The organism is Paractinoplanes toevensis (assembly GCF_018332695.1).
GTDB lineage: Bacteria > Actinomycetota > Actinomycetes > Mycobacteriales > Micromonosporaceae > Actinoplanes > Actinoplanes toevensis.
Genome location: NZ_BOQN01000084.1, coordinates 67,770 through 93,312 on the forward strand (window position 1 = coordinate 67,770; position 25,543 = coordinate 93,312).

The window sequence follows — 25,543 nt, forward strand, 5'->3', positions numbered from 1 at the left end:
GGATCTGATCAGTGGAACGGTTCGCCGAAGGTTTCCCGGATGCGGTAGAGGTCGCGCAGCCGGGGCTCGGTGGTGCCGGCCACCCAGCGGCTGATGGTCTTGGTGGAGACCTCGAGCCGGCGGGCGGCCGCCTCCATGGTCAGGCCTTCCGCTCGCAGTCGCCCGCTGAGCCAGGCCGCGAAGGACGGCGCGGGCCCGGCTGCCTTCGGCCGCGGGCCGGGAACGGGGTCCACCGGGCTGGACGGCACGAAGAGCACGTCCACTTCGGCCGAATCGGGGAAGATGCGCATCGAGACCTGGATCGTGCCGGCCGCGCCGGCCCCGTCGAGCAGCACGTCGGCGACGCGTTCGCAGAGGTGGCGGACGTCGTCGTCGGAGACCGGGGTCTCGGTCAGCTGGCGGCGCACGAAGTCGCGGACGTCCGGCAGCGCGGCCGGGCGGGCGGGAAACGACTGCGACACCACCTCGAGCGGCAGGATCTCGACGTTCTCCGGCATCGCGCCTCCTCTTCTTGACGCAGAAGCTTACGGTGACCGACCGAACCCGATCGAGTGACGAGGCCCTTTCACGTCTCGGGCCGCGCGCGTAGCGTGCCGGGGATGGGCGAGCCGGTTCTGCACATTCTGTGGATGAACGGCGGCCTGAGCTGCGACGGCGAGTCCGTCGCGCTGACCGCCGCGACCCAGCCGAGCATCGAGGAGATCGTCGCCGGGGCGCTGCCCGGGTTGCCGCAGATCGCGCTGCACTGGCCGTATTTCGACTTCGACAGTGGACCGGACGGCGGCGAGGGCAGCTTCATCGAGTGGTGGCACCGGGCCGCGCGGGGTGAGCTGGAGCCGTTCATCCTGATCGTCGAGGGTTCGGTGCCGGACGAGACGAACAAGCCGGACGGCTACTGGTCGGGGTTCGGCAACGACCCGGTGACCGGGCAGCCGATCACCGCGAGCGCGTGGCTGGACCGGCTCGCGCCGAAGGCCACCGCGGTGATGGCGGTGGGCACCTGCGCGGCGTACGGCGGGGTGCACGCGATGGCCGGCAATCCGACCGGGGCCATGGGCGTGCCCGACTACCTGGGCTGGGACTGGAAGTCGAAGGCGGGCTTGCCGATCGTGTGCGTGCCGGGCTGCCCGACCCACCCCGACAATCTGGCCGAGACGATCCTGCACCTGCTCTACCAGGTGGGCGGCCACGCACCGAAGCTCGATCTGGACGAGTCGCTGCGGCCGCGCTGGCTGTTCGAGCAGACCGTGCACGCCGGCTGCGACCGGGCGTCCTTCTACGACTCCAGTGACTTCGCGGACGGCTACGGCTCGACGAACTGCCTGGTCAAGGTCGGGTGCTGGGGCCAGGTCGTGCGGTGCAACGTGGCCAAACGCGGGTGGATCAACGGGGTGGGCGGCTGCCCGAACGTGGGTGGCATCTGCATCGCGTGCACGATGCCCGGTTTCCCGGACAAATTCATGCCGTTCATGGAGGCGCCGGCTGCGAAGGCCGCGGCCGCGCCGGGTGGTTACGCACCGTTGATCCGTACGCTTCGGGGGTTCACGCTGCGTGTGGCGGCCGGGCGGTGACGTCGGCCGAGGACACCGCCCGCCGGATCGACGAGGTGCTCGCCGAGTTGCACGACCGTGCCGGGCTCGGCGAGGAGCTGATCGGGCTGCTCGTCGGGCTCTACGGCGACGGCCTGGCCCGGATCGTGACGGCGCTCGGCCCGTCCGTGACGGCCGAGCTCGCCGCGGACCCGGTCGTGGCGAGCCTCCTGCTGATTCACGACCTGCACCCCGTACCGCTGGCGGAGCGGATCGGAACCGCGTTGGCCGGCACCGACGCTGATCTTCTCGGCGTCGATGACGCCGGGGTCGTGCACCTGCTGGTGCGGGCCGCCGGTTGCGGGGTGTCGAGCCGGATCGAGGCGGCCGTCCGGCGGGCGGCGCCCGAGGTGACAGCTGTGGACATCGCGGTCGCGGCACCGCTGCTGCAGGTCTCGCTGCGCCCCGGACTGGCCCACGCCTAGTTGTCGCGCATCATCCCCCGGAAGCCCTACCGCCGCCCCGGACTCGCCGGACAGAACTGTCCGCCACCGCCGTGACCAGGCACGCCGGTGATCGCCGGGAGGCCGTCCCGCTCCACATCTGGCGGACAGCCCTGGGGACTGGTGAGCATCACCGCAGGTCGGGCAGCCTGAACCGGTCCCCAACACGACTCTTAAGGGGTGGACGGCCTTGTTCTGGCAACGACTCACCGCGCAACGAGCGCTGATCGACGTACCGGTGGACGGACGCGGATCACGCCGATCACACACCCCGTTGGTCATCCGCGAGCCGGAAGCCGGCTGGTGGGAGGCGCAGACCCGGTCGACCGTCTCGGTCGCCGCGGTGCTGGAGAGCGAGGCCGGCCGCGACCCGGAGCAGGTCGGCGCCCGGCTCGCCGAGGTGGCCACCGACGACGAACTGCTGGTGGTGATCGGGGCCGGCGGGCACACCGTGCGGGACGCCATCGTGACCGAGCTGCGCACCCTGCTCCCGCTGCACCGGGTGGTCACGATGCGGATGCGGCACCGGCACGGCGAACTGCTGCGGGACGCGGCCACGGTCGAGCGGTTGCTGGACGCGGGGAACCTGCCGGTGGTGGTGACGCCGCCGGCGGCGCTGCACGACGTGACCGCGGAGATCGCCAGCTATCTGCGGGCCGATCGGGTGCTGCGAGTCCTGCGCACCGAGCTGCACCAGGTGTGGCAGCGCCCCTCGATCAACCTCAACTGAGCCAGGCGCACCACTCCTCCAGGTGGTCACCGCGGGTCGCGGACACCGCGATCACCTCGGCCTTGGGATTGACGGCGGCGACGTGCTCGCGGCAGGTCGCCAGATCGAAGTCGACGTACGGAAGAAGGTCCAGTTTGTTTACCAGAACCAGGTCGGCCGCAGCGAACATGTACGGGTATTTCAGGGGTTTGTCGGTCCCCTCGGTCACCGAGATGATCACCACCTTGCCGGCCTCGCCGAGATCGAACAGCGCCGGGCACACCAGGTTTCCCACGTTCTCGACGAACAGCAACGAGCCGCGGGCGGGGTCGAGCCTCTCGTACGCGTCGCGCAACATGGCCGCGTCGAGATGGCAGCCGGCACCGGTGTTGACCTGCACGACCGGGGCACCGGTGCGGCGGATCCGCTCGGCGTCGAGCCGGGTCTCCTGATCGCCCTCGATGACCGCGACCGGCCTCGTCGTGTGCAGGTCGCGAATTGTCCGTTCCAGCAACGTCGTCTTGCCGGAACCCGGTGAGCTCATCAGGTTGATCGCGGTGATGCCCCGCTCGGCCAGCAGCCGGCGGTTCTCCTCCGCCAACCGGTCGTTCTTGGCCAGCACCTTCTGCTCGAGAGTGATCTCCTCGTGGTCGTGGTGGCCGCAACCGCAGGTCCCGCACATCAGCCCACCTCCATGGAGACGATCTGCAACTCACGCCCGGCCGTGACGGTCAGGTCGGCACTGCCGCAGGGGCAGAGCAGCAGCCGGTCGGCCAGCTCCACCTCGGCGCCGCACTCATGGCAACGGGCGGCCCCGGCCCGCTCCTCGATCGCCAGCGCGGCACCGTCGGCGACCGTGCCCTCGCAGGCCAGATCGAAGCAGAACCGCATCGCGTCGGGCACCACCGCGGTCAGTGCTCCAATACGGACAGTCACCCGATGCACCTTACGACCGGCGGCGCGCTCGCACACCGCTTCGACGATGCTTTCCGCGATCGCAAGCTCGTGCATGGTCATTTGCCCCGGATAGGTGGTGATCTACGGAACGCATTGACATTGTTACACGCTGCGGGACAGTCTGTTACCTGCCTCACACGTCCGGGCCGAGGGGGCCCCATGTCAGACGATCCGCTCATTCATGTGCTCTGGATCAATGCGGGCCTGAGCTGCGACGGCGACTCCGTCGCACTGACCGCGGCCACCCAGCCCAGCATCGAGGAGATCGCGCTGGGCGCGCTGCCGGGCCTACCCCGCATCGCGATGCACTGGCCATTGATCGACTTCGAATGCGGCCCGACCGGCGGTGCCGACGATTTCCTGGAATGGTTCTTCAAAGCCGACCGCGGCGAGCTCGAACCATTCGTCCTGGTGGTCGAGGGGTCGATCCCCAACGAGCTGCTGCATACCGACGGTTACTGGTCCGGCTTCGGCAACAACCCGGCGACCGGTCAGCCGATGACCACCAGCGAGTGGCTCGACCGGCTCACCCCGAAAGCGACCGCGGTCGTCGCGGTGGGCACCTGCGCGACCTACGGCGGCATCCACGCGATGGCCGGCAACCCGACCGGCGCGATGGGCGTGCCCGACTATCTGGGCTGGGAGTGGAAGTCCAAGGCGGGCATCCCGATCGTCTGCGTGCCGGGCTGCCCGATCCAGCCGGACAACCTCTCCGAGACGCTGACCTACCTGCTCTACCAGGCCACCGGTCAGGCGCCGATGATCCCGCTCGACGACGCACTGCGGCCGGCCTGGCTGTTCGGCCAGACCGTGCACGAGGGCTGCGACCGGGCCGGCTACTACGAGCAGGCCGACTTCGCCACCGAGTACGGCTCGCCCAAGTGCATCGTCAAGCTGGGCTGCTGGGGTCCGGTGGTGAAGTGCAACGTGCCGAAACGCGGCTGGATCAACGGGGTCGGCGGCTGCCCCAACGTGGGCGGCATCTGCATCGGCTGCACCATGCCCGGCTTCCCCGACAAGTTCATGCCGTTCATGGACGAGCCGCCCGGCGGCCGCTTCTCCACCACGGCGGTCGGCTGGTACGGCAAAACGGTCAAGCGGCTTCGCGCCCTGACCACCCACACCCTCGACCAGGAGCCGAAGTGGCGTAGGCCGAGCAAGGAGCTCACCTCATGACTTCCGAGTTAGTGGAGATGGCCTGGGACCCGATCACCCGCATCGTCGGCAGCCTCGGCATCTACACGAAAATCGACTTCGTCAACAAGGTCGTCGCCGAGTGCAAGAGCACCAGCTCGATCTTCCGCGGCTACTCGATCTTCATGAAGGGCAAGGACCCCCGGGACGCCCACTTCATCACGAGCCGCATCTGCGGCATCTGCGGCGACAACCACGCGACCTGCTCCTGCTACGCACAGAACATGGCGTACGGCGTGAAGCCCCCCCATCTCGGCGAGTGGATCGTCAACCTGGGCGAGGCCGCCGAGTACATGTTCGACCACAACATCTTCCAGGAAAATCTGGTCGGCGTTGACTACTGCGAGAAGATGGTCGCCGAGACCAACCCGGGCGTGCTCGAGCTGGCCAACCGCACCGAGGCTCCGCACGCCGGCGATCACGGATACCGGACCATCGGTGACATCATGCGGTCGCTCAACCCGTTCACCGGCGAGTTCTACCGCGAGGCGTTGCAGGTCAGCCGCATGACCCGGGAGATGTTCTGCCTCATGGAGGGCAGGCACGTGCACCCGTCGACGCTCTATCCCGGCGGAGTCGGCACGGTCGCCACCATCCAACTGATGACCGACTACCTGACCCGGCTGATGCGCTACGTCGAGTTCATGAAGAAGGTCGTGCCGATGCACGACGACCTGTTCGACTTCTTCTACGAGGCGCTGCCGGGCTACGAGCAGGTCGGCAACCGCCGCATCCTGCTGGCCTGCTGGGGCTCCTTCCAGGACCCGGAGCACTGCAACTTCAAGTACGCGGACATGACCGACTGGGGTCGCAAGATGTATGTGACCCCGGGCATCGTCGTCGACGGCAAGCTGATCACCACCGACCTCGTGCAGATCAACCTCGGCATCCGCATCCTGCTCGGCTCCTCCTACTACGAGGACTGGGGCGACCAGGAAGTGTTCGTGACGCACGACCCGCTCGGCAACCCGGTCGACCGCCGGCACCCGTGGAACCAGCACACCAACCCGCGCCCGCAGAAACGCGACCTGGACGGCAAGTACAGCTGGGTGATGTCGCCGCGCTGGTTCGACGGCACCGACTACCTCGCCCTCGACACCGGCGGCGGACCGCTGGCCCGGCTGTGGACGACGGCGCTGGCCGGGCTGGTCGACATCGGCTACGTGCGGGCCACCGGCGGCAGCGTAAAGATCAACCTGCCGAAGACGGCGCTGAAGCCGCCGGTCGAGTTCGAATGGAAGATCCCGCGGTGGAGCAACACCATCGAGCGCAACCGGGCCAGGACCTACTTCCAGGCGTACGCCGCGGCCTGTGCCCTGCATTTCGCGGAGAAAGCGCTCGCCGAGATCCGGGCCGGTCGCACCAAGACGTGGGAGCCGTTCGAGGTGCCCGACGAGGGCATCGGCTGTGGCTTCACCGAGGCGGTGCGCGGCGTCCTGTCGCACCACATGGTCATCCGGGACGGGAAGATCGCGAACTACCACCCGTACCCGCCGACCCCGTGGAACGCGAACCCGCGCGACAGCTACGGCACTCCGGGCCCCTACGAGGACGCCGTACAGGGTCAGCCGATCTTCGAGGAGAACGACCGGGAACATTTCAAAGGCATCGACATCATGCGTACGGTGCGCAGCTTCGACCCGTGCCTGCCGTGCGGCGTTCATATGTATCTGGGCGGCGGCAAGAAACTGGAGCTGCTGCACTCACCGACCCAGTCCGCCGGGGCCTGAAAGTGACCTGGCGGAAGTCGGCGGCCCGGATCGACGCTCTCCTGGCGGCTTCGCCGGAGGGGGAAGCGGTCGTCCGCGAGGTGGCCGACCTCTACGGGGCCGGGCTGGAACGGCTGCTCGACCTGCTGCACGCGCGCGGCGCGCTGACCGACGAGGCGCTCGACGCGCTGGCCGCCGACGAGTTGGTCGGCGGCCTGCTGCTGGTGCACGGCCTGCACCCGTGGGACGCGGCCACTCGCATCTCGCACGCCCTGCAGGGCAGTGGTGTCCGCCTGATCGAGCTGACCGCCGACGGGGTCTGCCGGCTCAGCGGCCCCGGCGCCGAGGACCGGGTCACCGCGGTCGCTCCCGAGGTCACCCGCGTCGAGGTGCAGACGGTCATCCCGGTCTCCGCGCTGTTCAGCCGGCTCGCCTCATGACCGGTTCGCCCCTGGACACGTTGCGCCGGATCGCCCGCGCGCCACGGCCGCCCGCCGTCGAACGCTGCGGGATGTGCGCCACCCAGGTCGCGCCGGAGCACTCGCACGTCGTCGACCTGCAGTCCCGTCAGTTGCTGTGCGCCTGCCGCGCCTGCTACCTGCTCTTCACCGACGACCACGCGCACCTGCGCTACCGGGCCGTCCCCGGCCGCTACCTCGGCTTCGACGGCCCGGTCCTGGAGGAACGTGACTGGGACGAGCTGCAGATCCCGGTCGGCCTCGCGTTCCTGTTCCACAACTCGTCGCTGGAGCGGATGGTGGCCTTCTATCCCGGACCGGCCGGGGCCACCGAGTCCGAACTCGACCTGCCCGCCTGGGAGCGGATCGCCGCCCGCCATCCCGCGCTGGCCACCATGCGCCCCGACGTGGAGGCGCTGCTGGTCCGGCGGGGTAAGGACGGCTATCTGGTGCCGATCGACGCCTGCTACGAGCTGGTCGGCCGCCTCCGCACGCTGTGGCGCGGCTTCGACGGTGGCCAGGAGGCGCACGCGGCGATCTCCGCGTTCTTCGACGAGGTGCGGTCACGATGAGCGCGTACACCTTCGCCGTGCTCGACGTGACCGCCGAGGCCTACGCGGTCGCCCCGCAGCTCACCGCCCGCCTGCGGATCACCTCGACCGGTCCGCGCGTACACGCGATCGCGCTGCGCAGCCAGGTCCGCATCGAGCCCCAGCGCCGCCGTTACACCGGCACCGAGGAGAACGCCCTGCGCGGTCTCTTCGGCGAACGGCAGCGGTGGGGCGACACTCTCAAATCGTTCCTGTGGATGCAGGCCAACACCACCGTGCAGGGCTTCACCGGCGAGACCGAGACCGACCTGGCGCTGCCCTGCACCTACGACCTCGAGGTGATCGGCAGCCGCTACCTGCACGCGCTCGACGCCGGTGACGTGCCGCTCAACCTGCTCTTCTCCGGCACGATCTTCACCCGCGGCGAGTCCGGCTTCGAGGTCGAGCAGGTGCCGTGGGCGTGCGAGGCCCGCTGGTCGATGCCCGTGTCGGTGTGGCGCGACATGATCGACTCCTACTTCCCGAACAGCGGATTCCTGCGGGTCAGCTCCGACGTACTCAAGGAGCTCACCGCCTTCCGCGCCCGCAACGACCTGATCAGCTGGGACGAGACCGTGCAGCGGCTCCTCGCCGTCGCCGACCGGGAGCAGCCGTGAGCGTCGAGGCGGCCCGGGCGGTCGCCGACGCCGTCCTCTACGAGGGTTATCTGCTCTACCCCTACCGGGCGAGCGCGGCGAAGAATCGGTCACGGTGGCAGTTCGGCGTGCTCGGTCCGCCTGCGGCGGCCTCGTCCGCCTTCGCGGAGGGTCCGGCCATGGTGATGAGCTGTCTGCTTTCCCCAGCCGTACGCTCCCCGAGCGTGACCCTGCACCTGCGTTTCCTGCAGTTGCAGGCCCGCGAGGTGCGGGACGCCGCGGACCAGCCGGTGGGGTCCCTGGAATTCGCCGGCGAGACCGTGCTGAGCTGGGACGAGGCGGTCGAGCAGTCGCTCACCTTCGAGCGGGTGCCGCTCGACGGTGCGGTGTCGTTCCCGGTGATCGTCCCGGGCAGCACGTCGGTGCAGGAAATCGGGAACGTCGGGTCGGTGGTGCGCCGGCGCTGGCCTCTCACCGCTCGGCTGTCGGCGTGCGTCGTGCGCGACGGCGAGCTGCTGCGGCTCACGGTGACCGTCGCCAACGAGCATCCGGCGCCGGTGACCGACAAGGAGACCGCCGTCCGGCACTCGCTGCTCGGCGCCCACCTGCTGGCCGAGGCCCACCACGCGGTGTTCCTGTCCATGCAGGACCCGCCACCGGCCGCCCGGGCCGCGGCCGCGCGCTGCCACCAGGAGCGTTGCTGGCCGGTGCTGGCCGGGGCGGACACCGTCCTGCTGGGCGCGCCGATCATCCTGTACGACCACCCGTCGGTCGCCGAGCAGAGCCCCGGCGAGCTGTTCGACGCCACCGAGATCGACGAGATCCTGACGCTGCGCGTGCTGACGATGACCGACGCCGAGAAGGCCGAGGCCCGAGCCACCGACCCACGCGCCGCCACCATCGTCGACCGCTGCGAGACCCTCTCCCCCGCCGACCTCCAGCGCCTGCACGGCGGCCGCGTGTCGCCGGCCGTGCTCCCGGCGGAGAGCCCCTGGTGGGATCCGTCCGCCGACGCCTCCGTCTCGCCGGAGAGCGACGCCGTACTGGTCGGCGACGTGCCGGTGCGCAAAGGCAGCCTGGTCCGGCTGCACCCGCGGCGGCGGGCCGACGCCCAGGACATGTTCGTGGCCGGCCTGCTCGCCCGGGTGACCGCCGTGCTCTCCGACGTGGACGGCGGCACCCACGTGGCCGTGGTCCTGGTCGACGATCCCGCGGCCGATCTGCACGACTGGTACGGCCGTTACCTCTACTTCGCCCCCGACGAGCTCTCGCTCGCCTCCGGAGAGGAGACCCCATGCTGAGGTTCATCGGCGCCGTCACCGTGCTCGCCGGTGCGGCCGCCGCCACCTACGCGGCCATCCTGGCGGTCGAGTCGATACCCGACATCCAGCGCTACCTCAAGATCCGCTCGATGTGAACGTCCTGGTAGCCGGCATCGGCAACCTCTTCCTGGGCGACGACGGCTTCGGCCCCGAGGTGGCCCGGCGGCTGATCGCCGAGGGCCCGGTCCCCGACGGCGTGCGGATCGTCGACTACGGCATCCGCGGCATGCACCTGGCCTACGACATCCTCGACGGCGTCGACCTGCTGGTGCTCATCGACGCGCTCCCCGGCCTGGGCACGCCGGGCGAGCTGGTCGTTCTGGAGGTGGGCCCGGAGGACGTCGGTCCCGGTTTCATCGACGCCCACGCCATGACACCCGGCACGATCCTCGGCGTGCTCACCCGGATCGGCGGCACCCTGCCCCCGACCTACGTGGTCGGCTGCCGCGTCGACGTGCTGGACGAGGCGGTCGGCCTGACCCCCCGGGTGGAGGCCGCGGTGCCCCGAGCGATGGCCGCCGTGCGCACGCTGATCTCCCCGGCCTCGGTCGGGAGGCACTGACATGTGCCTGGGCATTCCCGGTCAGGTGGTGGAGATCGTCGAGGGCTTCGCCGGGCAGCTGGCGCTGGTCGACGTCGAGGGAGCCCGCCGCCGGGTCAACATCGGCATGCTCGACGACCCGCCCGGTCCCGGCGCCTGGGTGCTGATCCACATGGGCTTCGCCGTCGAGCTCATCGACGGCGCGGAGGCGTCCCGGGCGATCGCCGGCCTGGAGCTGATGGGCCAGGCCCGTCGCCTGCGCCGCCGCTACACCGTCCTCGGCCTGGTGCAGGGCGTCGGTTTCCGGCCGTTCGCCTACGCGACGGCATCCACCCTGGCCCTGTCGGGTTCGGTGGCCAACACCCCCGACGGGGTGGTGATCGAGGTGGAGGGCGAGGCCGAGGCGGTCCACGAATACGGACACCGCCTGCGCACCGACGCCCCGCCCCTGGCCATGGTGATGGACGTGGCCGACGAGGACCTCCCACTCCAGGGCGGCACCGGCTTCACGATCGCGGCCTCCCGCGACGGCACCCCGGCCCGCACCCTGGCCTCCCCCGACGTGGCCATCTGCGACGACTGCCTGCGCGAACTGCGCGACCCGGCCGACCGCCGCTACCGCCACCCCTTCATCACCTGCACGAACTGCGGCCCACGCTTCACCATCATCAAAACCCTCCCGTACGACCGAGCCACCACGACGATGGCCGACTTCGAGATGTGCCCGGCCTGCCGCACCGAATACGAGAACCCGGCCGACCGCCGCTTCCACGCCCAGCCCATCGCCTGCCCATCCTGCGGCCCAAGCCTGAACCTGGTAACCGCCGGCGCCCGGGTCTCCGCCGAGCCGGTGGGCGAGGCGCGGCGGCTGCTCGCGGCGGGGCGGATCGTTGCGGTCAAAGGGCTCGGCGGATATCACCTCGCGTGCGACGCCCGGAACGCGGCCGCCGTCGCTGAGCTGCGCAAGCGCAAGCGGCGCGGGGGCAAACCCTTCGCAGTCATGGTGGCCGATCTGGACGCTGCGCGGCGGCTGGTCACGCTTACCGACGATGAGGAGGCGCTGCTCACCCACTCGCGGCGGCCGATCGTGCTGCTCCCCCGCCGGGCGGACGCCGGGCTCGCCGCCGCGGTGGCCCCGGACAACCCGGATCTGGGGATCATGCTGCCCTACACGCCGCTGCACGTGCTGCTCTTCGGGCTGCCAGGTGATCCCGACGGGCCGGACGCGCTGGTCATGACGTCCGGCAATCTCGCCGGGGAACCGATCGTGACCGACGATGACGACGCGCTGCTGCGGCTGGCCGAGATCGCCGATGCCTGGCTTCGGCACGATCGGGGCATCCGGGTGCCCTGCGACGACTCGGTGAGCCGGCACGTCGCCGGGGCCGAGCTGCCGGCCCGCCGGTCCCGGGGCTACGCGCCGCTACCGATCGCGCTGCCGTTCGACGTGCCGCCGATGCTGGCCGCCGGGGCGGATCTGAAGAACACCTGCGCCGTCGCGGCCAGGCGCTACGCCTGGCTCAGCCAGCACATCGGCGACATGGACGACCTGCGCACCATCGACGCGCTGACCAGCAGCGCGCAACATCTGCAAGAGCTGACCGGAGTACGGCCGGAGATCGTCGTCGCGGATCTGCACCCGGACTACCGCTCCGGCGACTGGGCGCGGCGGCGCGCGGGTGGGCACGCGGTGCGGCGGGTGCAGCACCACCACGCGCACGTCGCGTCGGTCATGGCCGAGCACGGGCTCGGGCCGGACGAGCAGGTCATCGGGATCGCGTTCGACGGCACCGGCTACGGGACCGACGGCGCGATCTGGGGCGGCGAGATGCTGATCGCCGACTACAAGTCGTTCCGGCGGGCGGCGCGACTCGCGTACGTTCCGCTGGCCGGGGGCGACGCGAGCGTGCGACGCCCGTACCGGATGGCTCTTGCTCATCTGCACGCCGCCGGCGTGCCCTGGCATCCGGACCTGCCGGCCGTCGTGGCCTGCCCGCCGGCCGAGCGTGACCTGCTCGCCCGGCAGTTCGGCACCGGCGCGGGCTGTGCGCCGACCTCCAGCATGGGCCGGCTGTTCGACGCGGTGGCGGCCCTGGCCGGGGTCCGGCAGATCGTCGAGTACGAGGCGGAGGCGGCCATCGTGCTCGAAGGGCTGGCGCGGGTTGCGCCGGCGGGGCACCTCCACCCGTACGCCTTCGAATTGTGCCCGAGCCCGGACGGGCCGGATGTCGCGGACGCGGGCCCGGTGATCCGCCAGGTCGCGCTGGATGTTCTCGGCGGCGTGCCGGTGCCGGTGGTGGCGGCCCGGTTCCACGCAGCGGTGGCCGCGCTGATCGTGCAGCTCGCCGAGCACGGCCGGGACGAGACCGGCCTCGACGTGGTCGTGCTCGGCGGCGGGGTGTTCCAGAACGCGCTGCTGCTCGGTGCGGCGGTTCGTGACCTGGGCGAACGCGGTTTCACGGTATTGCGCCCCCGGCTGCTGCCGCCGAACGACGGTGGCATCGCGCTGGGCCAACTCGTGATCGGCGCCTCCGCCTGATCCTCTGAAGGAGGGAGAACGCGCATGTGTCTGGCGGTTCCCGGACGCATTCTGAGCATCGCCGAGGCCGACGGTGTGCCGATGGCCGACGTCGATTTCGGGGGCGTCCGCAAGAGCGTCTGCCTGCAGTACGTTCCGGACGCGTCGGTCGGCGAATACGTGGTCGTCCACGTCGGATTCGCCATTCAGCTGCTCGACGAGAGGTCCGCGCAGGAGACCCTGGCGAATTTCGAGAAGATGGGCCTGATCGAGGAGGAGTTCGGTGAAGTACCTCGATGAATTCGGCAATCCCGAGCTGGCGCACAAGCTGGTGGACGAGATCCACGCGGCCACCACCCGGCCCTGGGCGATGATGGAGGTCTGCGGCGGGCAGACCCATTCGATAATCCGGCACGGCATCGACCAGTTGCTCCCGGACGGCGTCGAGATGATTCACGGGCCGGGCTGTCCGGTCTGCGTGACACCGCTGGAGATCATCGACAAGGCGCTCGCCATCGCGGCGCAGCCGGGCGTCATCTTCTGTTCCTTCGGCGACATGTTGCGGGTGCCGGGCAGCAGCCAGGACCTGTTCGCGGTGAAAAGCGCCGGCGCCGATGTGCGGGTGGTCTATTCGCCGCTCGATGCGCTGACCATCGCCCGGGACAATCCGTCCCGCCCGGTGGTGTTCTTCGGGATCGGTTTCGAGACCACGGCTCCGGCCAATGCGATGACCGTCTACCAGGCGCGGCGGCTGGGCGTGCCGAACTTCTCGCTGCTGGTCTCGCACGTGCTGGTCCCGCCGGCCGTGGCCGCCATCATGGAATCACCGCGCTGCCGGGTGCAGGCGTTCCTGGCCGCCGGGCACGTCTGCAGCGTGATGGGCACCGGCGAATATCCGCCGCTGGCCGCGAAATACCGGGTGCCGATCGTGGTGACCGGTTTCGAGCCGCTGGACATCCTGGAGGGGATCCGGCAGACGATCGTGCAGCTCGAGGCGGGCGAGCACGAGGTGCGCAACGCCTATCCACGGGCCGTGCGGGCAGAGGGAAATCCGGCCGCGATGGCGATGCTCGACGACGTTTTCGAGGTGACCGACCGGACGTGGCGCGGGATCGGGATGATTCCCCGCAGCGGATGGCGGCTGGCCGCGAAATACCGGGAGTTCGACGCCGAGGAACGGTTCGACGTGGCCGGTGTGCGCGCCGCGGAATCGCCGCTGTGCCGCTCCGGCGAGGTGCTGCAGGGTCTGCTCAAGCCGCATCAGTGCGAGGCTTTCGGCAAACAGTGCACGCCCCGCTCGCCGCTCGGCGCGACCATGGTGTCGTCCGAGGGCGCGTGCGCCGCCTATTACGCCTACCGGCGACTGGAATTGGTGCAGCTGTGACCGCCGGCCTCGATTTCGAGAACTGGACCTGCCCGGTTCCGCTGCGCGACACCCCGACCGTCGTGATGGGCCACGGCGGCGGCGGGGCGATGTCGGCGGAGTTGGTCGAGCATCTGTTCCTGCCGGCCTACGGGCCGGCCGTTCAGGGCGACAGCGCGGTGGTTCCGGTGGGTGCGGAACGGATCGCTTTCTCCACCGATTCGTACGTCGTGAAGCCGATGTTCTTCCCCGGCGGGTCGATCGGCGACCTCGCGGTGAACGGAACGGTCAACGACCTGGCCATGTCCGGCGCCACGCCGCTGTACCTGTCGGTGGCCTTCATCCTGCAGGAGGGGACACCGCTGGCCGAGATCGGGCGGATCGCGGCGGCCGTGGGCGCGGCGGCACGGGCGGCCGGGGTGCGGGTGGTCACCGGTGACACCAAGGTCGTCGACAACGGCAGCGGGGACGGCGTCTACCTGAACACGGCCGGGGTGGGCCTGGTCGCCGCCGGGGTGGACATCGGCGCGCATCGGGCCGCCGCCGGGGACGCGGTGCTGATCAGCGGGGACATCGGCGTACACGGGGTGGCCGTGATGAGCGTGCGGGAGGGGCTCGAGTTCGACACCACCGTGGTCAGCGACTCGGCGCCACTGCACGGGCTGGTCGCGGCCATGCTGGGGACCGGGGCCGACATCCACACCCTCCGCGATCCGACCCGGGGCGGGGTGGCGGCGTCGCTCAACGAGATCGCGCGGGCCGGCGCGGTCGGGGTCGAGCTGGCGGAACCGGCGCTGCCGATTCCCGCCGCCGTGGCCGATGCGTGCAGCCTGCTCGGGCTCGATCCGCTGCAGGTGGCCAACGAGGGAAAGCTGCTGGCGTTCGTGCCGTCGGCCGAGGCCGACACGGTGCTGGCGGCGATGCGGGCACATCCGCACGGGGCCGGGGCGCGGCAGATCGGGACGTGCGTGGCCGAACATCCCGGGATGGTGGTGGCCCGCACCGCGCTCGGCGGGACCAGGGTGGTCAACATGCCGATCGGCGAGCAGCTGCCGCGGATCTGCTGACGTGTCGAATCCGGGGGCGCTGCTCTTCGCGCGGTATGCGTACCCGCCCAACGAGCTCGGCTACTGCGGGCCGGCCGGGGCGGCCATGCTGCTGCGCTCCGACCTGCCCGGAGAGATCGCACGGCGGGCCCGGGGCTTCGACGGCGCGTGGGCCTACCTGGTGTTCCTGGCCCGCGCGCTCGGCCGGTCCGACCCGCTGGACCCGGCCGTCGTCTCGGCCTACTGGATCGGCGACTCGCTGCCCGGCGGCGAATTTCCCGATCTGCTGCCGTTCCTCCGGCCGCGTTTCGCCGGGCAGCGCGGCGGGACGTGGGAGTCGGCCGGCGGGCGGGCGCTGCCGCACCACAGCTTCCACGTCTTCGAGGTCTATCCGTGGGCATCGCTGCTGCGCCGCACCGGTCACCCGTCGGCGGTGTCGGTGCTGGACCGCTGCCGCATCCGTACCGGAAAGGTCGTGCGGGCAGGCGCGGCGACCGCCACCGTGACCACCCGCCCGCTGGTCTGGGACGGCGCCTCGCTGACCGCCGGACCGCCTCGCGAGGAGACGGCGTCGCTGCTGCTCGGCGGGCTGGCTCCGGGCGATCTCGTGGCCCTGCACTGGGACTGGGTCTGCGACCGGATCACCGCCGAGCAGGCGACCACGATCGAGGCCCTGGAGAAGCGGCAGCTCGACGCGCTGTTCCGAAAAAGTGTCGTACCCGAGGTCTAGCGTCCCTCCCATGACCACGCTGGAAAACCGCCCCAACAGCGCCCTGTTGGTAATCGATGTGCAGAACGACGTGGTGGCCGGCGCCTACGACCGCGACCGCATCGTCGCCAACATCGCCGACCTGGTCGACCTGGCCCGCAGCGCGGGTGTCGAGGTCATCTGGGTCCAGCACAGCAGCGAAGACATGCCCGTCGACTCCGACGGTTGGCAATACGTTCCGGAGCTCAAGCGCACCGACGCCGAGGCCGTGGTCCACAAACGCTGGCCCGACTCCTTCGAGGACACCAACCTCGAAGAGGTGCTGGCCGCCAGCGGGGCCGGCCACCTCTACATCTCCGGCGCCCAGACCGACGAGTGCATCCGCTCCACCCTGCACGGCGCGATAACCCGAGGCTACGACGCCACCCTGATCTCGGACGCCCACACGACGGAAGACCTTTCGTCCTACGGCGCCCCGACTCCCGACAAGGTGATCGCCCACACCAACCTCTACTGGCAATACCACCGAGCCCCCGGCCGCAAGGGCAACGCGATTCCCACCGCGGAGGTCAAGTTCTCGAGCTGAAGATACAGCCTTCTCTGAATACAGCGTTGACTGTATTGTCGGCGCCGTGGAGACCGTGACGCATGGGCAGGTGCTTGCTCGTTTCGGGCACGCCCTGTCCGACTCGACCCGAGCCCGGTTGCTTCTCGCCCTGCGAGAGGCGCCCGGCTACCCGGCTGAGCTCGCGGATCTCCTCGGCGCCACCCGGCAGAACCTGTCCAACCACCTGGCCTGCCTGCGCGGCTGCGGCCTGGTCGTGGCCGTCCCGGAGGGCCGGCGCACCCGCTACGAGCTAGCCGACATCCGGATTCGGCACGCCCTCGACGACCTGCTCGGACTGGTGCTGGCGGTCGACCCGGCCGCCTGTCCGGAGGCGGCCGGCGGCGAGGACTGCTGCTGATGCCGATCTCGATCGCGCCGACCGGGCCGCGCCCGCAGCGCCGCGCCGTGCTCGCCCGGCGGATCCGGCTGCTGGTCGCGGCCACGATCGGCTACAACGTGGTCGAGGCTGTCGTCGCGATCCGGGCCGGCGCCGCGACCGGTTCGACCGCGCTGATCGGGTTCGGCCTCGACTCGGTCATCGAGGTCTCGTCGGCCGCCGCGGTGGCCTGGCAGTTCGCCGGGAAGGACCCGGAGGCCCGGGAGAAAGCGGCGCTGCGGGTCATCGCGCTCTCGTTCTTCGCGCTGGCCGGCTACGTCACGTTCGAGTCGCTGCGGGCCATGATCGGCGGCGCCCAGGCCGGGCACTCGACCGCCGGCATCGTCCTCGCCGCCGTGTCGCTCGCGATCATGCCGGGCCTGTCCTATGTGCAGCGACGGGCGGGCCGCGAGCTCGGCTCCCGCACCGCGGTCGCCGACTCGATGCAGACGCTGCTGTGCACCTACCTGTCCGCGGTCCTGCTCGTCGGCCTCGCGCTCAACAGTCTGTTCGGCTGGAGCTGGGCCGACCCGGTAGCCGCCCTGGTCATAGCGGTGGTCGCGGTCAAGGAGGGCCGCGATGCCTGGCGCGGCGACCTCTGCTGCGCGCCCGCCCCGACCGGCGCGGCCTGCCAGGACGGCTGCTGCACGGACTGAATGCCCACCGCCGGGCCGGTAGCCGCGTGGTCGGCGTGCGCCGACGGCCGGGCCGGGCTTGGTGCCACGGGACGGTGTCGGGCGGGCCGGAACGGGCCTGCCCGTACGTCTGCGGTTGGAATTTGATCTTTGGAAGGTGTTCGAAACCTGGCCGATAAAGCCGCCACATGCTGGGCTTTTTGCGGAAACTCCGGTGAAACACGCCCTGGTTAGCGTCGTGCCCTCTCCAGGGAAAGTGAGCTTCGGCGTGACCTCATATATAAATCGGCGTTCCCTGCTTCGTGGTGGCGCCGGCCTTGCGCTGTTCGGTGCCAGCTCCGCTCTTCTCGCCGCCTGCGGTGACGACGACACCTCGCCGTCGTCGTCGGCGTCCGGTGGGGCGAAGGACTTCGGTGCTCTCAACTATCAGCTCTCCTGGGTCAAGAACGTCGAGTTCGCGGGTGCCTACATCGCGGACACCAAGGGCTACTACACGGCTGCCGGTTTCAGCACGGTCAACCTGATGGCGGGCGGTCCCAACGTCAGCCAGGACGCGGTGGTCGCGTCGGGCAAGGCGCTGCTGGGGATCTCCTCGCCGGACATCACGGCGGCGGCCATCCTCAAGGGTGCCGAGCTGGTCATCGTCGGCGCGCAGTACCAGAAGAACCCGTTCTGCATCATGTCGCTGGCCTCGGCGCCGATCAATTCGCCGCAGGAGATGATCGGCAAGAAGATCGGTGTGCAGGCCACGAACGAGCCGGTGTGGAACGCGTTCCTCAAGGCCAACAACATCGACCCGAGCAAGGTCACCAAGGTGCCGGCCCAGTTCGACCCGTCGCCGCTGGTGTCCAAGGAGGTCGACGGCTGGTTCTCGTTCTTCACCAACGAGCCCAACCTGCTCAAGACCAAGGGCGTCGACACCGCGGTGATGCTGCTCAACGACCACGGCTACCCGATGGTCTCCGAGGTCTACGTGGTGAAGAAGTCCACGTTGAAGGATGACCGCGACAAGCTCAAGGCCGCGATCATCGGCGACATCAAGGGCTGGACCGACTCGGTCGCCGACCCGAAGGTGGGCGCCAACCTGGCCGCCACCAAGTACGGCAAGGACCTGGGCCTCGACGAGGCCGAGCAGGTGCTCGAGTCGACCGCGCAGAACACCGTGGTCTCGACCGACGACACCAAGAAGAACGGTCTGTTCACGATCACCGACGAGCTGATCGACGAGACGATCAAGACGCTGGCCCTGGGTGGCACCACCATCACCAAGGAGCAGCTGTTCGACATGTCGGTTCTCACCGAGATCTACACGGAGAACCCGACCCTGAAGGGGACGTCCTGACCGAGGAGGGCCGGGGGATCGTGCTGCGGCAGCTCACCAAGCAGTTCACGATCCGCCGGTCCACCGTCACCGCCCTCGACCACGTCGACCTGGACACCCCCGAGGGCGCTTTCGTCGCGCTCCTCGGACCCTCCGGCTGCGGCAAGTCGACGATCCTGCGCATCCTCGCCGACCTGGAGCAACCCACGTCGGGCGAGGCGTTCGTGCACGGCGAGGAGCCCGCGGCCACCCGCCGTAACCACCACCTGGGCATCGCCTTCCAGGATGCGGCGCTGCTGCCGTGGCGCTCGGTGACGGCCAACATCCGGCTGCCGCTCGAGGTCAGCGGGGTCAAGGTCAGGGACGAGACGATCACCGAGCTGATCAAGCTGGTCGGCCTGGAGGGCTTTGAGCAGGCCCGGCCCGCGCAGCTGTCCGGTGGCATGCGGCAGCGGGTGGCGATCGCCCGCGCACTGGTCGTCGAGCCGCGCATCCTGCTGCTGGACGAGCCGTTCGGCGCGCTCGACGAGATGACCCGGCAGCGGCTCAACCTGGAGTTGCAGCGCATCTGGACCGAGCGGGCCACCACCACGCTGCTGGTCACCCACTCGATCGCCGAGGCCGTCTTCCTGGCCGACACGGTCGCGGTGATGAGCGCCCGGCCGGGTCGGATCGTCGCCCAGGTGGATATCGACCTGCCTCGGCCGCGGACTCCGGAGATGATGCGCACCGCCCGCTTCCACGAGTTGGAGGACCAGCTCAGCGCCCTGCTGTTCGGGGACGAGAAGTGAAACGCTTCTACGGAGCCGCCGGCGTGCTCGCCCTCCTGGTGGTTTGGGAGATCGTCGGCCGCACGGTCTTCGCGGACAGCCGGGCCGTCCCGCCGCCCACCAAGATCCTCACTCAGTTCGGGCACGACGGCTGGTCGTTCTACTGGCCCAACATCAGGGCGACCCTCCGCGAAGCCGGCTGGGGCTGGTTGTGGGGCAACGCCATCGGGATCGGTTTCGCGTTCCTGCTGATCCAGTTCCCGCTGATCGAGAAGGCCGGCATGCAGCTGGCCCTGGTCAGCTACTGCCTCCCGGTGATCGCGATCGGCCCGGTGCTGGCCGTCCTGTTCACCGGGGACAAGTCCAAGGTCATCCTGGCCGCCATCTCGGTCATCTTCACCACTCTGGTGGGCGCGCTGGTCGGCCTGCGCAGCGCCGACCGCACCAGCCTCGACCTGATCCGCGCGTACGGCGGCGGCAAGTGGACCCAGCTGTGGAAGGTCCGCATGCGCGCGTCGCTGCCGAGCCTCTTCGCCGGCCTGCGCATCGCCGCCCCCGCCGCCATGCTCGGCGCGATCATCGGCGAGTACCTGGGCGCCGAGTCCGGACTGGGAGTAGCAATGATCAACTCGCAGCAGAGCCTCGCCGTCGAACGCACCTGGGGCATCGCCCTGGTGGCCACCGCCCTCTCCGGCGCCGCCTACGCCCTGACCGCCCTGGTCGGCCGCCTGCTCACGCCGTGGGCCCCGAGGGCTGCCGAATGAGCGCACCCGCGCGGCGTGCCCTCGTCCGTTTCCTGAAGGGAATCGGCGGCGCCGTCCTGTCCGTGGCGGTCATCTGCGGCGTCTGGCAGCTGCTGGTCAAGGGCTTCGACCTGGACCCGTTCCTGACCCGCGGCCCGCTCGACGTCTGGCGCTACCTCACCGACCCCACCCACGGCCCCGAGCGCACCCTCCTCTGGGAGGCCAGCAAGGTCACCGCGCTCGACGCCGCGATCGGCATGCTCGGCGGCACCGTCGCCGCCCTGGTCACCGCGCTGGCGTTCGCCCTGTGGCGCCCTGTCGAACAGACCCTGCTGCCGATCGCCATGGCCCTGCGGGCGGTCCCGCTGGTCGCGATGACCCCGCTGATCGCCCTGATCTTCGGCCGCGGCCTGATGGCGGTCACGGTGATCGCCGGCATCGTCACGTTCTTCCCGGTCCTGGTCAACGTCTCGCTGGCGCTGCGGGCCGTGCCCGGCTCGTCGATGGATCTGATGCGCGCCTACGGCGCTTCGCCCTACGCCACCCTCCTGCGGGTCCAGCTGCCCGGCGCGCTGCCGGCGTTGTTCGCCGCGATGCGGGTGGCGGCCCCGCTGGCCCTGGTCGGCGCCCTGCTGGCCGAGTGGCTGGCCACCGGCAAGGGCCTCGGCTACCTGATGCTGGCCTCGGTCACCACGTTCGAACTCGATCGCATGTGGACCGGCGTGACCATCGTGACGGTCGCGTCGATCCTGCTCTACACCCTGATCAGCGTCATCGAACAGCTCACGCTGGCCCGCTACGCCCCCGAACAACAAAACCGAACCCTTTAAAACCGCAGAGGTACGGGCCGGGCCGTTCCGGCCCGGCCGTGCCTGTTCCGTGGCAGTCCGTCCGGCCCGCTGCATGGTTGCGCCGATCACGCCACCACCGGCCCGGGCGACGCGAGCGGGGTTGTGCGAACCGGTCCTGACCGGGGAGAATGCGCCCGCTGAAGGACTGTCGATCATGGACGGACGGGTGGACGATGGGCGACGTACCGAGCACCGCGAGCGAGCTGGACACCAACGTGCCGCAGACCGCGCGCATCTGGAACTACTGGCTCGGCGGCAAGGACAACTTCGAGGTCGACCGGCAGGTCGGTGACCAGATCCGGGCCGCCTTCCCCGACATCGAGAAGAACGCCCGCGCGTCCCGGGCCTTCCTGGTGCGCTCGGTCAGCTTCGCGGCCGGCGAGGTCGGCATCCGCCAGTTCCTCGACGTCGGCACCGGCCTGCCCACCGCCGACAACACCCACGAGGTGGCCCAGCGGATCACCCCCGACGCCCGGATCGTCTACGTCGACAACGACCCGCTCGTGCTCGTGCACGCCCGCGCCCTGCTGACCAGCAGCCCCGAGGGCGTCACGCAATACGTCGACGCCGACGGCCGCGACTCGGCGAAGGTGCTCGCCGAGGCCCGCAAGACCCTGGACTTCGACCAGCCGATCGCCCTGATCATGTCCGGCATCCTGGGCCACATCACCGACGACGACCAGGCGCTGACGATGGTCCGCGAATACGTGGACGCGCTGACCCCGGGCAGCTACTTCATCGCGCTCGACGGCTCGCACAGCATCGAGCACGGCGAGGCCGAGAAGATCTGGAACGAGCAGGCCAACCCGCCCTACGTGCTGCGCGGGCACGCGGCGTTCGGCCAGTTCTTCGAGGGCCTCGAGCTGGTCGAGCCGGGCGTGACCTCGGCACCGCTGTGGCGCCCCACCGAAACCGACCCGCAGCGCCTCGACGTCGTGTGCGGCGTGGCCCGCAAACCGTAGGCGTCAGCCCCGCGGCGCCGCGAAGTCGGCGAACCGGGGTGCGCCCGGCTCCGCGGCTACCCGGGTGGCGCGGGCCACGAAGCTGATCGCGTGATACCACCCGCACAGCAGAAGCAGGTCGAGCAGCTGGGCCTGGTCGAACAGGTCCGCCGCGGCCTGCCACAGGTCGTCGCCGATGTCCGATGATCGGTGCAGCTCGTCCACCACGCCGATCACGGTGCTTCGATTTCCGAAACGGTGCCGAGGTCAGGCGGACCGGGCGAGGCCGTCGATCATCAGGTTGACGGTGAAGTCGAAGCGGTCGTGGCCTTCGCCGGCGGTCAACTCGGCGGCGTAGCGCTTGGTCTGCGGGAAGGTGCCGGGCAGGGCGGCGAACCGGCTGAGCGCCTCGGCCCGGCTGACCACCCAGGCGTCCTCGCCGTCGGCGCGCCGGGCGTCCCGGAGGGATATCTCCAGGCAGTAGGCGTTGACGTAGAGCGACAGCGCGTCGACGGCCCAGGCGGCGGCCTGCGCGGGGACGCCACCGCTGATCAGGATCGCGAGCATCCCCTCGGCGACGCGCAGCGTGTCGAGGTTGGTGGGCACGATCGCGAGCGTGGCCCGGGTGATGCCGGGATAGCGAAGGTACTGATCGCGCATCTCGGCGCAGATCCCGGCGATCTGCTCGCGCCAGGCCCCGGGATCGGGGGCGGGGAACTCGATCTGGGCGCAGAGCCGGCCGATGAGCAGCTCACCCAGGTCATCCTTGTTGACCACGTGGGCATAGAGCGACGCGGGACCCGTCTCCAGCGCCGTAGCCAGCCGGCGCATCGTCAGGGCGTCGTAACCGTCCTGGGCGACCAGCTCGAACGCGGCGTCGACGATCGCGTCGACCGTGATCGGCTTCTTCGTCCCGCCCGAGGGGCCGCGCCGAACCGTCGGGGCCTCCGCCGGAGGCTGCAGGTGACGCGCGTTACGGCGCTGCTGAGGATTCCGAGCCATGCAGCCACTTTACACGCCTGGGGAACGGTGTTCTATGGTGTAGGAACAGCGTTCGCGTTTATACGAACACTGTTCCTACCGAAGGAGCCACATGAAGAAGCCCTCCTCCCTGCGGGAAGCCTGGGTCGCCCTGGCCGGGCTGGCCGCGGTGTTCCTGTTCGAGATGCTGGACAACTCGATCCTGAACGTCGCCCTGCCCACCATCGGGCGCGAACTGCACGCCTCCACGGTCACGCTGCAGTGGGCGACCGGCGCGTACGCGGTGGTGTTCGGCGGTCTGATGCTCGGCTTCGGCGCGATCGCCGACCGGTTCGGCCGCCGCCGGATCATGCTCGTCGGCCTGGTCCTGCTCGGCGTGGCGAGCCTGGCCACCGCGTTCGTCACGACCGCCGAGCAGCTGATCGCCGTCCGCGCGGTGATGGGCGTCGCGGCGGCGATGACGACGCCCGGGTCGGTGGCCCTGGCCTTCCGGTTGTTCGAGGACGACGCCCTGCGGGTCCGCGCGATGACCCTGATCTCGACCGTCGGCCTGATCGGGCTCGCGATCGGCCCGACCGCCGGCGGCTTCGTGCTCGCGGTCGCGCCGTGGCAGGTCCTGCTGCTGGTCAACGTGCCGATCGCGGTGTTCGCGATCATCGGCGTGCGAACCGGCATCGCCGACGACGAGGCCGCCGATCTCCATCGCGACCCGGTGGACGTCCTCGGCGCGGTCCTCGGCACCGCGACGATAGTTCTCGCCCTGGTCGCGCCCACCCTGTTCGTGAACGAGGGAACCGGCTCGTGGGCGCCCTGGGCGGCCACCGCGGCGGCCGTCGCGGGCGCGGTCCTCTTCGTGGCCCGCGAGCGGTCGGCGCGTTACCCGCTGCTCGACCTCACGCTCGTCGCCCGCCCGCTGGTCTCGGCCGGCCTGGCCTACAAGGCCGCGGCCGGCCTGGCCACCGCCGGTCTCGGCTACCTGGTGACGCTGCAACTGCAGCTCGACTGGGGCTGGTCGCCCGCCCTCGCCGCCATCGGCACCCTGCCGCAGGTCATCGTCCTGGTCGCGGGCGGCGCGTTCGTCGATCCGTTCGTGCGGTGGGCCGGCCTCGACCGGGCCGCCTGGCTCAGCGCCACCGCGGTCGTCGCCGGCCTCGCCGTCTACGGCCTGCTGGGCAGCTTCGGGTACGGGTGGGTCGCCCTGGCCCTGGTGATCGAGGCTGCCGGGATGCGCGTGGTCGGCGTGGTCGCCGCGGTCAACGTGCTCCGCGGCCTGCCGAAGAACCGCACCACGATCGGCGCGGCGCTCACCGACACCGCCACCGAGGTCGCCTCCGGCATCGGTCTGGCCGTCACCGGCACCATCCTCGCGGCGATGTTCACCGGCACCATCGCGACCTCGAACTGGACCATCCAGCAGACCGCGCAGTTCGAGGACGCGATCCGGGTCTCCGGTCTCGTGCTCACCGCCGTGGCGGCCGCGCTCGTCGGCTGGGCGACCCTCCGCACCCGGCAACCGGTGATCGACTCCCCCGCACCCCTTACCTATGACGCCGGTCACAGGTAGATTCGCGGCAATAGAGATCGATAACTCTGGATGGTCGACATGGTGGATCAGTTCAGAATCGTGACCGACCCGGTGGCCGACTCGATCGCGGTCTCCGCTATCTTCGCCGCGCTGCCCCTGCTCACGCTGTTCGTGCTGCTGGGTGCGCTGCGCATGCGGGCCTGGCTGGCCGGGGTCATCTCGCTCGCGGTGGCACTCGCCGTGGCGATCGTGGTCTACGCGATGCCGGTCGGGCAGGCGCTGCTGTCGGCCACCGAGGGAGCGGCGTTCGGGTTCTTCCCGATCCTGTGGATCGTGCTCAACGCCATCTGGGTCTACAACCTGACCGTGGTGAGCGGCCACTTCGACGTGCTGCGCCGGTCGATGGCCCGGGTGAGCCCCGACATGCGCATCCAGGCGATCATCGTGGCGTTCTGCTTCGGCGCGCTGCTCGAGGCCCTGGCCGGCTTCGGCACCCCGGTCGCCGTCACCGTAGTCATGCTGATGGCCCTCGGTTTCCCGCCGATCCGGGCCGCCGCCGTGGCCCTGATCGCCAACACCGCCCCGGTCGCCTTCGGCGCGCTGGCCACCCCGATCACCACGCTCGGCACGGTCACCTCCGGCGCCGCCGACGACCCGCGCCTGAATGCCGACACACTCGGCGCCATGGTCGGCCGCCAGACGCCGTTCCTGGCCCTGATCGTCCCGCTGATCCTGGTCGCCGTGATCGACGGCCGCCGCGGCGTCCGCCAGACCTGGCCGGCCGCGACGGTGGCCGGCGTGGTCTTTGCGATCGCCCAGTTCCTGGCCTCCAACTACGTCTCGGTCCCGCTGACCGACATCATCGCGTCCCTGGCCGCCGCGGCCGCCGTGGTGCTGCTCCTGCGCATCTGGCAGCCCGCCGAGACCCCACCCCTGCACGCCGACGAGGAAGAACTGGTGGGCGCGAGCACTCGCCGCCGCCGGACCGGCCGCGGCGGCGCGGATCTGTCCGGCGACGCCCAGCGTCCCCTCACCGGACGCGGCGGCGC

31 protein-coding genes are annotated in these 25,543 nt (G+C 70.3%); 26 read left to right on the forward strand and 5 right to left on the reverse strand.

The window, feature by feature from the left end:
• Window positions 1–8: 8 nt before the first annotated feature.
• A complete protein-coding gene (locus Ato02nite_RS32075) occupies window positions 9–497 on the reverse strand; it encodes a helix-turn-helix domain-containing protein (protein WP_213010412.1) in 489 nt (162 codons plus the stop codon).
• 102 nt (window positions 498–599) lie between these two features.
• On the opposite strand from Ato02nite_RS32075, the gene Ato02nite_RS32080 reads away from it, so the two are divergent.
• The 3 genes from Ato02nite_RS32080 (at window position 600) to Ato02nite_RS32090 (ending at window position 2,762) form a co-directional block, all read left to right on the forward strand.
• On the forward strand, window positions 600–1,571 hold the full coding sequence (locus Ato02nite_RS32080; protein ID WP_213010413.1) for an NADH-quinone oxidoreductase subunit B family protein: 972 nt from the start codon (window positions 600–602) through the stop codon (window positions 1,569–1,571).
• Window positions 1,568–2,014 (forward strand): NifU-related iron-sulfur-binding protein, encoded by a 447-nt coding sequence (locus Ato02nite_RS32085; protein ID WP_213010414.1) that lies wholly within the window; start codon window positions 1,568–1,570, stop codon window positions 2,012–2,014. The genes Ato02nite_RS32080 and Ato02nite_RS32085 overlap by 4 nt, the downstream gene beginning before the upstream one ends.
• Window positions 2,015–2,222: 208 nt before the next feature.
• Entirely contained in the window at window positions 2,223–2,762 is a 540-nt protein-coding gene (locus Ato02nite_RS32090) for a hypothetical protein (protein WP_213010415.1), read from the forward strand.
• On the opposite strand, the gene hypB is transcribed toward Ato02nite_RS32090, so the two are convergent.
• Both hypB and hypA read right to left on the reverse strand, forming a co-directional pair.
• Window positions 2,755–3,423 carry a hydrogenase nickel incorporation protein HypB gene (hypB, locus tag Ato02nite_RS32095; protein ID WP_213010416.1) on the reverse strand — a complete coding sequence of 223 codons (669 nt, stop codon included), beginning with the start codon at window positions 3,421–3,423 and terminating at the stop codon, window positions 2,755–2,757. The genes Ato02nite_RS32090 and hypB overlap by 8 nt on opposite strands.
• Window positions 3,423–3,758 carry a hydrogenase maturation nickel metallochaperone HypA gene (gene hypA, locus Ato02nite_RS32100; RefSeq protein ID WP_246607676.1) on the reverse strand — a complete coding sequence of 112 codons (336 nt, stop codon included), beginning with the start codon at window positions 3,756–3,758 and terminating at the stop codon, window positions 3,423–3,425. Before hypA ends, hypB begins: the two co-directional genes overlap by 1 nt.
• Before the next feature lie 99 nt (window positions 3,759–3,857).
• On the opposite strand from hypA, the gene Ato02nite_RS32105 reads away from it, so the two are divergent.
• The 21 genes from Ato02nite_RS32105 (at window position 3,858) to Ato02nite_RS32200 (ending at window position 22,009) form a co-directional block, all read left to right on the forward strand.
• Window positions 3,858–4,874, forward strand: coding sequence for an NADH-quinone oxidoreductase subunit B family protein (locus tag Ato02nite_RS32105; RefSeq protein WP_213010417.1), 1,017 nt, complete (start codon window positions 3,858–3,860; stop codon window positions 4,872–4,874).
• A complete protein-coding gene (locus Ato02nite_RS32110; protein ID WP_213010418.1) occupies window positions 4,871–6,622 on the forward strand; it encodes a nickel-dependent hydrogenase large subunit in 1,752 nt (583 codons plus the stop codon). Before Ato02nite_RS32105 ends, Ato02nite_RS32110 begins: the two co-directional genes overlap by 4 nt.
• A 2-nt stretch (window positions 6,623–6,624) precedes the next feature.
• Complete coding sequence (locus tag Ato02nite_RS32115; RefSeq protein WP_213010419.1) at window positions 6,625–7,041, forward strand: NifU-related iron-sulfur-binding protein; 417 nt, start codon at window positions 6,625–6,627, stop codon at window positions 7,039–7,041.
• Entirely contained in the window at window positions 7,038–7,631 is a 594-nt protein-coding gene (locus Ato02nite_RS32120; RefSeq protein ID WP_213010420.1) for a DUF5947 family protein, read from the forward strand. The genes Ato02nite_RS32115 and Ato02nite_RS32120 overlap by 4 nt, the downstream gene beginning before the upstream one ends.
• Complete coding sequence (locus Ato02nite_RS32125; protein ID WP_213010421.1) at window positions 7,628–8,266, forward strand: DUF6084 family protein; 639 nt, start codon at window positions 7,628–7,630, stop codon at window positions 8,264–8,266. The genes Ato02nite_RS32120 and Ato02nite_RS32125 overlap by 4 nt, the downstream gene beginning before the upstream one ends.
• Complete coding sequence (locus tag Ato02nite_RS32130) at window positions 8,263–9,546, forward strand: hypothetical protein (RefSeq protein ID WP_213010422.1); 1,284 nt, start codon at window positions 8,263–8,265, stop codon at window positions 9,544–9,546. The genes Ato02nite_RS32125 and Ato02nite_RS32130 overlap by 4 nt, the downstream gene beginning before the upstream one ends.
• Window positions 9,540–9,662, forward strand: a complete 123-nt coding sequence (locus Ato02nite_RS52630) for a DUF6893 family small protein (RefSeq protein ID WP_281419850.1) — start codon at window positions 9,540–9,542, stop codon at window positions 9,660–9,662. The genes Ato02nite_RS32130 and Ato02nite_RS52630 overlap by 7 nt, the downstream gene beginning before the upstream one ends.
• Entirely contained in the window at window positions 9,659–10,129 is a 471-nt protein-coding gene (locus Ato02nite_RS32135; RefSeq protein ID WP_213010423.1) for a hydrogenase maturation protease, read from the forward strand. Before Ato02nite_RS52630 ends, Ato02nite_RS32135 begins: the two co-directional genes overlap by 4 nt.
• Before the next feature lies 1 nt (window position 10,130).
• The gene (gene hypF, locus Ato02nite_RS32140) at window positions 10,131–12,647 is read left to right on the forward strand and encodes a carbamoyltransferase HypF (protein WP_213010424.1); all 2,517 of its coding nucleotides are present in this window, start codon (window positions 10,131–10,133) and stop codon (window positions 12,645–12,647) included.
• A 24-nt stretch (window positions 12,648–12,671) separates the two neighbouring features.
• A complete protein-coding gene (locus tag Ato02nite_RS32145; RefSeq protein WP_213010425.1) occupies window positions 12,672–12,926 on the forward strand; it encodes a HypC/HybG/HupF family hydrogenase formation chaperone in 255 nt (84 codons plus the stop codon).
• Window positions 12,910–14,010: a hydrogenase formation protein HypD gene (gene hypD, locus Ato02nite_RS32150; protein ID WP_213010426.1), complete on the forward strand. Its 1,101-nt coding sequence runs from the start codon at window positions 12,910–12,912 to the stop codon at window positions 14,008–14,010. The genes Ato02nite_RS32145 and hypD overlap by 17 nt, the downstream gene beginning before the upstream one ends.
• On the forward strand, window positions 14,007–15,056 hold the full coding sequence (gene hypE, locus Ato02nite_RS32155; protein ID WP_246607678.1) for a hydrogenase expression/formation protein HypE: 1,050 nt from the start codon (window positions 14,007–14,009) through the stop codon (window positions 15,054–15,056). Before hypD ends, hypE begins: the two co-directional genes overlap by 4 nt.
• 1 nt (window position 15,057) lies before the next feature.
• Window positions 15,058–15,765, forward strand: a complete 708-nt coding sequence (locus Ato02nite_RS32160) for a DUF6390 family protein (protein WP_213010427.1) — start codon at window positions 15,058–15,060, stop codon at window positions 15,763–15,765.
• Between the two features lie 10 nt (window positions 15,766–15,775).
• Window positions 15,776–16,330 (forward strand): isochorismatase family protein, encoded by a 555-nt coding sequence (locus tag Ato02nite_RS32165; RefSeq protein ID WP_213010428.1) that lies wholly within the window; start codon window positions 15,776–15,778, stop codon window positions 16,328–16,330.
• 46 nt (window positions 16,331–16,376) lie between these two features.
• Window positions 16,377–16,709: an ArsR/SmtB family transcription factor gene (locus Ato02nite_RS32170; protein ID WP_213010429.1), complete on the forward strand. Its 333-nt coding sequence runs from the start codon at window positions 16,377–16,379 to the stop codon at window positions 16,707–16,709.
• On the forward strand, window positions 16,709–17,383 hold the full coding sequence (locus tag Ato02nite_RS32175) for a cation efflux transmembrane domain-containing protein (protein WP_213010430.1): 675 nt from the start codon (window positions 16,709–16,711) through the stop codon (window positions 17,381–17,383). The genes Ato02nite_RS32170 and Ato02nite_RS32175 overlap by 1 nt, the downstream gene beginning before the upstream one ends.
• 235 nt (window positions 17,384–17,618) lie before the next feature.
• Entirely contained in the window at window positions 17,619–18,704 is a 1,086-nt protein-coding gene (locus Ato02nite_RS32180; protein WP_246607680.1) for an ABC transporter substrate-binding protein, read from the forward strand.
• 20 nt (window positions 18,705–18,724) lie between these two features.
• A complete protein-coding gene (locus Ato02nite_RS32185) occupies window positions 18,725–19,474 on the forward strand; it encodes an ABC transporter ATP-binding protein (RefSeq protein ID WP_213010431.1) in 750 nt (249 codons plus the stop codon).
• A complete protein-coding gene (locus tag Ato02nite_RS32190) occupies window positions 19,471–20,217 on the forward strand; it encodes an ABC transporter permease (protein WP_213010432.1) in 747 nt (248 codons plus the stop codon). Before Ato02nite_RS32185 ends, Ato02nite_RS32190 begins: the two co-directional genes overlap by 4 nt.
• The gene (locus tag Ato02nite_RS32195; RefSeq protein ID WP_213010433.1) at window positions 20,214–21,026 is read left to right on the forward strand and encodes an ABC transporter permease; all 813 of its coding nucleotides are present in this window, start codon (window positions 20,214–20,216) and stop codon (window positions 21,024–21,026) included. Before Ato02nite_RS32190 ends, Ato02nite_RS32195 begins: the two co-directional genes overlap by 4 nt.
• A 194-nt stretch (window positions 21,027–21,220) precedes the next feature.
• The gene (locus tag Ato02nite_RS32200) at window positions 21,221–22,009 is read left to right on the forward strand and encodes an SAM-dependent methyltransferase (protein WP_213010434.1); all 789 of its coding nucleotides are present in this window, start codon (window positions 21,221–21,223) and stop codon (window positions 22,007–22,009) included.
• A 3-nt stretch (window positions 22,010–22,012) separates the two neighbouring features.
• On the opposite strand, the gene Ato02nite_RS32205 is transcribed toward Ato02nite_RS32200, so the two are convergent.
• Window positions 22,013–22,216 (reverse strand): hypothetical protein, encoded by a 204-nt coding sequence (locus Ato02nite_RS32205; protein ID WP_213010435.1) that lies wholly within the window; start codon window positions 22,214–22,216, stop codon window positions 22,013–22,015.
• A gap of 39 nt (window positions 22,217–22,255) precedes the next feature.
• Window positions 22,256–22,990 (reverse strand): TetR/AcrR family transcriptional regulator, encoded by a 735-nt coding sequence (locus Ato02nite_RS32210; RefSeq protein WP_213010436.1) that lies wholly within the window; start codon window positions 22,988–22,990, stop codon window positions 22,256–22,258.
• Between the two features lie 91 nt (window positions 22,991–23,081).
• On the opposite strand from Ato02nite_RS32210, the gene Ato02nite_RS32215 reads away from it, so the two are divergent.
• Both Ato02nite_RS32215 and Ato02nite_RS32220 read left to right on the forward strand, forming a co-directional pair.
• Window positions 23,082–24,533 carry an MFS transporter gene (locus Ato02nite_RS32215; RefSeq protein WP_213010437.1) on the forward strand — a complete coding sequence of 484 codons (1,452 nt, stop codon included), beginning with the start codon at window positions 23,082–23,084 and terminating at the stop codon, window positions 24,531–24,533.
• Between the two features lie 39 nt (window positions 24,534–24,572).
• The coding region (locus Ato02nite_RS32220) for an L-lactate permease (protein ID WP_246607683.1) at window positions 24,573–25,543 on the forward strand (971 nt) is incomplete at its 3' end.